At 61.5% G+C, this 7,343-nt stretch carries 6 protein-coding genes; all 6 read right to left on the bottom strand.

Features of this window, described 5'->3' with window-relative positions; translation table 11 throughout:
* Positions 1-1,835: tetratricopeptide repeat protein (locus tag SMC5_RS06790; RefSeq protein ID WP_119120107.1), on the bottom strand; the 1,835-nt coding region annotated here is incomplete at its 3' end.
* A 122-nt stretch (positions 1,836-1,957) separates the two neighbouring features.
* Positions 1,958-2,824: a beta/alpha barrel domain-containing protein gene (locus SMC5_RS06785; protein ID WP_119175684.1), complete on the bottom strand. Its 867-nt coding sequence runs from the start codon at positions 2,822-2,824 to the stop codon at positions 1,958-1,960.
* Positions 2,812-3,519 carry an iron-sulfur cluster-binding protein gene (locus SMC5_RS06780; RefSeq protein ID WP_119120105.1) on the bottom strand — a complete coding sequence of 236 codons (708 nt, stop codon included), beginning with the start codon at positions 3,517-3,519 and terminating at the stop codon, positions 2,812-2,814. The genes SMC5_RS06785 and SMC5_RS06780 overlap by 13 nt, the downstream gene beginning before the upstream one ends.
* A gap of 7 nt (positions 3,520-3,526) precedes the next feature.
* Positions 3,527-4,780, bottom strand: coding sequence for an adenylosuccinate synthase (locus SMC5_RS06775; protein WP_119120104.1), 1,254 nt, complete (start codon positions 4,778-4,780; stop codon positions 3,527-3,529).
* Entirely contained in the window at positions 4,777-6,093 is a 1,317-nt protein-coding gene (purB, locus tag SMC5_RS06770) for an adenylosuccinate lyase (RefSeq protein WP_119120103.1), read from the bottom strand. The genes SMC5_RS06775 and purB overlap by 4 nt, the downstream gene beginning before the upstream one ends.
* Positions 6,090-7,343, bottom strand: a 1,254-nt coding sequence (purD, locus tag SMC5_RS06765; protein ID WP_119120102.1) for a phosphoribosylamine--glycine ligase, incomplete at its 5' end; no start/stop codon positions are given. The genes purB and purD, both read right to left, overlap by 4 nt.

The following is a 7,343-nucleotide window of genomic DNA, read 5'->3' as shown; positions in this document are numbered from 1 at the left end:
TCGTCGAGGTCGGCGAAGAACAGAGCGATATTGTTGTCTTCGAGTGTCGCCAACCGAATGTTCTCGTCAAGGACCCTCTCGAGAAAGCGCCTGTTGGACAGTCCTGTCAGGCTGTCGTGTTCGGCCAGCCAGGAAGATGCGAGAGCGGCCTTCTCGACCTGCTCTTTCTCTCCCGATATGGTCTGATTCATCTTATTCAATCGGATCATGATGCGTGCGTTCTCGACAGCAATCGCGGTGAACGAGGCGATCGCCTCGAGCATCTCGATGATGTCATCCGAATATGCGTGGTCTCGGGTACTCTGCACTGTCATGACACCAACAATATCATTCTCCCTGAACAGCGGAAGATACAGGATCGTCTCCGACGTGACTGGCGTCGACCCAAACGAAATGATCGGATGATCGCCCAGCGCTGACCGCGCCTCATCTGACGTTGCATAGTAGAGGACGCGCTTCTCCCGCACGCAGAGCGCAGCAAGACTGGACTCGTCGCTCAGAAAGACCGACGATGCCTTCTGCAGGACACCAGACTCGATCAATCCAGGAAACTCGATCACGCCAGACTCGGGGCTATAGATGCCAAATCCCAGCAACTTGAGGTCGATCGACGTTGAGAGCTCGTTCCACATCCGCGTGAGGATGTCCCTGGGTTCGAGGCTCTGCGTGAGACTCCGCCCGATACTAGTCACGGTCCGGAGGCGCTCGTTTGCGGATTCGAGCCCCTCGCGTCGAACCTTTTCGGCTTCGGCTTCGCGCTTCATTTTCTCAAGCTGATATCCTGCCGCCATCCCGGCCAAGATCCTGATTGCCTCCGAACTCGACCATGTATGTGCCGCTTCGACCGATTTCAGAAGGTCGTGATACGCCTCGTCGAAGCGATTCATGGCTGCTTTCGCAGTGGAGAGCGATTCGAGAGCAGGGGACAGCAGATCTCCCATCTTGTGGCTGTCGGCTACCTCGACCGCCATCTCAAAGTGATGGGTTGCCTCTTCCAGACGGCCAAGGCTCAGTTCGATGCGCCCACAGGCAAGGAGCGAGGCTGCCTCCTGAAAGGGGAAACCACAACTCCTGCTCAGCCGGAGAGCCTCTTCGATGACAGCAAGCGCTTCGGCTTCGTGACCACGATCCGCGAGAATGGAACCGAGACGAACACGCGCTTCCACCTCGGAGAGTGTATTGCCAACCATCGTAGCAGTCTCGAGACTTCGGCGGTACGACCGTTCTGCGTCCTCTGTTCGACCGCTCCTGGACTGTGCTTCTGCGAGGTTGTAGTAGACGTCGATGGCATATCTGCTTTCGCCGGCCAGTTCCGGGATGAGCCCCTCCGCCTCCAACTCAAAGGACAGCGCCTGGGCGGCATCCCCCATAAGAAGGGAGGCCTCCCCGAGGTTGATGAGGAAATGGCCTGTATCACTCTTCAGACCCATTTCCCTGGCCTTCTTCAGGCCCTCCGTGAACTGCTCTATAGCATCATGGTACCGTCCGAGTCGCGAGAAGATCGCCCCATATCCATTGCGGAACTTGATCACAAGGTTAGGGAGATTGTGCTCCTGGGCAATCTGGTCGCCATGCTCGAATTCTTCCATGGCATTGTCATACTCACTGAGGTTGTAGAAACAGAAGCCCGCGAGGTACCGGGACAGGCCCTGCCAGTATGGGTCGTTCGCATCGCCGGCTTTCACGTAGATCTCGTCTGCCACAGCTTTCGCCGCGCGGGCGTCCCTGTCAGACAATGTAAAAGCCTTGTCATACTGCTGCTGCAGTTCGTCCCGGAGAGAGTCCCCCAGACTGCTTCCGTCACATTCTACGTATTCACCAACATCCGTTTTCATCGGTTCAGTATATCGCTACTGGCGTTTTGTCCATGATGCCATAGTAGGGGATGCACTCCTGATGCGCGTCTATACTCATCTTTTGGTTCCCGCCTCCGCAGGAACGGGAGAACCAGGGCTCCTCAGGAAGATCCCGTCGCGAGTTGATGCGCGATAACACAGACCTCCGCCGGGTCCTGCAACGTATGCAGTCCCATGCCCACCAGATCGGCCCCGGCACACCGGAACTCCAGCACATCATCGGCAGTCCACGCTCCGCCCATCCCGATGATGGGGAGGTGTGTCAGTGAACGGACAACCAGGAGCTTGGCGAGGGTCAGAGGCTTGAGCGCCGGTCCCGAGAACCCTCCGGTGACCCGGGCAAGGAACGGCTTCCCGGTCGCCACATCGAAGCGCACGGCCTGGGGACAGTTGAACAGTGTGAGAACATCGATGCCTGCCTGCTCGCATGCGCGCACAGCCCCTGGCACGTCGGGGACCTCGAAGGGCAACTTGGCGGCAATAGGTCTGTCCGGGAAGGCGTGGCGCACTGCCATCGCGACATCACGAATGGCTTGTGGATTGACTCCGATGACACCACATGACGCTTCCACGTTGGGACACGAGAGATTGAGCTCGAGGAGGTCGAACTCCTCAACGCCGGCAAGCGTCCGCGCCATACCCTCGAACTCGTTCACGGTTTCGCCGGCGATCGAGAGAAACAGATGTGTCGGAAACGGCAGCAGGGTCGGGTATACCGTGTCCAGGAACGCCGCGATCCCTGGATTCTGCAACCCGATGGAGTTGATGAGACCAAACCCGGTGTCCACCAGACGTGGCGGCGGATTGCCGATGCGGGCATGGGGTGTGACCGTCTTGACCGTGAACGCGCCCAGGGCCGTAAGGTCGTAGTGTTCGCGCAGTTCGGTCCCAAAACCGCCGGGACCTGCAGGGATGATGACCGGACTCACGAAATCGAGACCGGCAACAAAAACTGTCAGACCTGCCATGTCCACGACACCTCCCCCTCGGGGAACACCGGCCCGTCGGAACAGACCAGCGCCACGCTGCCGTCCCGCCGCCGGACAGGACAACCCTTGCACAACCCCTCACCACACGCCATGCGCTCCTCCAGGGAGACCCAGACGGGACCACCTCGGTAGCGGTTGGCAAGCACGCGCAGCATGGGTGATGGGCCGCACGCGAACACCGGACCTGCACTGCAACCTGCCAGGAACGCGTCGGTCACGAGCTGTGGGTTCACCGTGACCACCGTCCCGGCCGGAAGGAGCGGGGCCAGGAAGGCCCGTTCTGTATCACTCGCGACCCCAGCGTAGAACCCGGCCACCGGGCGTGACGCTGCCACGAACAGCAGCGGGGCCACACCGCATCCTCCCCCAACAAGGAGCGGTGCAGGCAACTCAGGAAACCCGTTGCCCAGCGGCCCCTTGATCTGAACCGTCGCACCCGGCTGAAGCCGCAGGAGCTGTTCCCATAGCAGTCCCTTGCGCCGGATGAGGAAGCTCGTCGTGTCGGCCTCGCGGTCCTGCGCACAGATCGAGAACGGGCGGGGGACAACAGGCCAGTCCCCCACCTTGAGCATCGCAAACTGGCCTGGGCGCACGTCCACGCGCCAGTCCACTGCGAGAAGCAGCAGAGAGCGGTCAGTGGAAAACGACATCTGCCGGATGGTGGCGTCTATCACGCGAGCCTCAGATATTCATGATGAGTCGACTCTTGGTCTCCATCTCATCCGTGCGGGGTCCATAGGAGATATACGTGATGGGCACGTTGACCTGTTGTTCAATAAACGTCATGTACTTGAGGAAGTTGACGTCATCGGTCGTCCGCCAGCCAGGCAGCTCCTCATAGACGGGCTCGGCGGCGAAGAAGTCGTGCGAGATCGACGGGACGTCACGCACGACCCCGTCGATGCGGTAGCCGGTGCACACGCGGACGGTCTTCAGCCCATTGAGCACATCGGCCTTGGTGATGACAAGACTGGTGAGTCCCGACCGGATGGCAGCATACCGCAATGCCGGCAGATCCAGCCACCCGACACGGCGTGGGCGGCCGGTGGTAGCGCCGTACTCTTTTCCCCGCTCGCGAATGCCCTGTGCCACGTCAGTATCGTCTTCGCTGGGGAAGGGACCCTCTCCCACACGGGTCGTGTAGGCCTTGAGGACGCCGGCCACGTCGTCCAGCTCGAAAGTCGAGAACCCGACCGACGAGACACCGTGGGCCATGCAGGACCCCGAGGTGACAAACGGGTACGTCCCAAAGTCCAGGTCGAGCAGCACCCCCTGCGCTCCTTCGAACAACACCGACGTGCTGCGGAAGACGTGCGCCATGTCGACCGCTCCGGTAACCTGAACTCCCAGCTCCAGCAATCGGTCCCGTTGTCGCATGAGGAGGCCGGCAAGCTCTGCAGGTGGCATGGAAAGCTGGCCTCGATACAAGTTCTGCTTGATCACCCAGGAGTTCTCCAGCCGTTCCATCAACATCTTCTCATCAAACAGGTGACACAGCTTGATCCCTTCGCGGGACGCCTTGTCGGTATAGGCTGGTCCGATGCCGCGGCCGGTCGTGCCGATGGGCTCGGCACGCATCGCTTCCAGCAGCTGGTCCTGCTGCTTGTGCCAAGGCAGCACCAGGAAGACTTCCGGGTCGACGGCGAACTTGGCACCGACGCCGGGGAAATCCTTTGCCAGCACTTCGACCTCTGTCACCAGCTGCTCCAGGTCGACGACCATACCGGCCCCAAGAAAACCGCGGCCTGCTCCGTCGGGCAGGATGCACGGCAGCAGGTGATTGACGTACTTCTTGTCCCCCACATAGATGGTATGGCCTGCATTGGCGCCCCCTGCGAAGCGGACGATCCAGTCGAAGCCCCTGGCGAAGTAGTTGACGACCTTGCCCTTGCCCTCGTCGCCCCACTGGGCGCCGACCACTGCGACACGTTTCATGATCGTTCCTCCTTTACATTATCCAGGCCAAATCGCGCATAGACGGGGCCGATGTTCCTCAGGTAATACTGTGGGTCAAAGAGAGCATCCAGTTCTGCCGGGCTCATCAGTGTGGTGATACGTGGTTCCGCCAGGCAGAGCTGGTGAAAGTCTGCGTCACCCTCCCATGCTGCCAGGGCAAGGTGCTGGACGAGTGTGTATGCATCCTCGCGACTCATCCCGCCATGCACCAGAGCCAGCATGACACGCTGCGAATACACGAGACCATGCGACGCCGCAAACGTCGCCTGCATCGCCTCGGCATCCACGACAAGCCCGCGCATCAGCCAGATGACACGATCAAGCATGTAATATGTGGTCATGACTCCGTCGGGCAGGATGACCCGCTCCACTGACGAGTGTGAGATGTCACGCTCCTGCCAGAGCGCCACGTCCTCAAAGGCTGCCGTCATGTAGCCTCTCAGTAGACGCGCCATGCCACAGAGGCGCTCACAGACGATGGGGTTCTTCTTGTGGGGCATGGCGGACGACCCCCGCTGGCCGACCTTGAACGGTTCCTGCGCCTCGTGCACTTCGGTGCGCTGCAACAGCCGGACCTCGGTCGCCATGCGTTCGACCTGGGCGCCTACCAGGGCGAGAGCGGCCATAAATGCCGCGTGCTGGTCGCGTGGGACGATCTGGGTAGAGCATTTCGCTCGCCGCAGCCCCAGGCTCCTGAGAGCAATGTCCTCAACACGCGGGTCAATGTTGGCGTAGTTGCCGACTGCGCCTGAGATCTTGCCGCAGGCCACTCCATCTGTCGCTGCCGCCAGCCGCTCCTCGTTGCGTTCCGTCTCGGCGAGCCAGGACAGGAACTTGAGTCCAAAGGAGGTGGGTTCGGCGTGAACGCCGTGCGTACGGCCGACGGTCACCGTCGTCCGGAAGCGCGATGCCTGCCCGGCCAGGACACTCCTCAGTTCGCCCAGCTGGGCGAGGACGAGCTGGCCCGACAGCTTGAGCGCAATGCCCAGCGCCGTGTCCACGACGTCCGATGAAGTCATCCCCAGGTGGAAGAAGCGGGCGTCGTCCCCCATGTCACGGGTGGCCGACTTGATAAACGCGATGACGTCGTGGTCGACGGTCGCCTCGATGGCATGGATGTCCTCCACGTCTACCACTGCCGTACGGCGGACGCGGTCTGCCGTTCCGGCGGGCGCCACACCCAGTTCCTCATACGCCGCAGTGACCGCGCATTCGACCTCAAGCCAGCGCTCGTATTGCGCCTGCTCGGTCCAGAGGTCCCGGACCGGCGGAAGTGCATACCGTTCGATCATGTCTGTTCACCTTCCCTCGTTGCGTCCATTCCGGACGCGATATCTGTGCGCCACTGCGCACCCTCGAAATGGATGGCGCTGACGCCCGCATATGCCCGCGTGCGCGCTTCGGCCATGGTCGCACCGATAGCTGTGATCCCCAGCACCCGACCCCCCGCTGTCACCAGTTGATCATCTTCCTGCCGTGTTCCGCCGTGGAATACCATGACGTCTTGTGGAACTTTGTCCAGCCCGCCGATGATCATGCCCGTGACCGGCGCCGCCGGGTATCCGCTCGAGACCATCTGGACGCAGACCGCTGTCTCTTCCCACCATTCCAGCCGCGCATCTGCCAGCCGGCCCTCGGCACACGCCACCAGCGCCGGCACCAGGTCCCCCTGGATCCTCGGCATGAGGACCTGGGTCTCCGGGTCGCCGAACCGGCAGTTGAACTCCAGGACCTTGACTCCGTCCTTCGTCACCATGCAACCCGCATACAGGACTCCGCGGTAGTCGATCTGCTCATCGGCGAGTCCTGCGAGCATTCTCAGCGCAATATGCTCATACGCGTCACGCTGGACAGCGGACGTCACGTCCGGCACCGGAGAGAAGCTGCCCATGCCACCCGTGTTGGGTCCCACGTCGCCGTCCCCCACGCGCTTGTAGTCGCGCGCTGGTGCAAACGGCAGGACGGCCTTCCCATCACAGAGGAACAGCAGAGAACACTCGCGCCCCGTGAGAAACTCCTCGAGCAGCAACGAACCTCGACCAGCCAGACTCTCGATGGCCGTCACAGCCTCACCCCGTGTTGTCGCGATGACGACGCCCTTGCCGGCGGCCAGACCGTCCGCTTTCACAACGAGTGGAAAACCCATATCTCCCACATGTGCCAGTGCGGTCCCCGCATCTTCGCAACGAATTCCACGAGCCGTCGGGATCCCGTGCCGTTCGCAGAACCCTTTGGCGAAGGATTTGCTCCCCTCGAGCCGTGCCCCCGCCGCTCCTGGACCAACGACCAACAGACCTCGGGCACGAAGAACGTCGGCGATCCCCTTCGTAAGTGGTTCCTCCGGCCCGACGACGACCAGACCGACCCTGTGCTGCACGGCGAACTCGGCCAGTCCAGACGTGTCATCCGAACGCAGTGGAATGCAAGTCGCACATTCGGCGATACCCGCATTGCCGGGTGCCACCCAAATACGTTCTACTAGGGGGCTCTGCCGGATCTTCCATGCCAGCGCATGTTCCCTTCCACCACTGCCAACGATGAG

This window comes from Candidatus Cryosericum odellii, assembly GCF_003570935.1.
Classification (GTDB): domain Bacteria; phylum Caldisericota; class Caldisericia; order Cryosericales; family Cryosericaceae; genus Cryosericum; species Cryosericum odellii.
The sequence above is the reverse complement of the archived record's forward strand: the minus strand, read 5'-3'. Positions and strand labels throughout refer to the sequence as shown.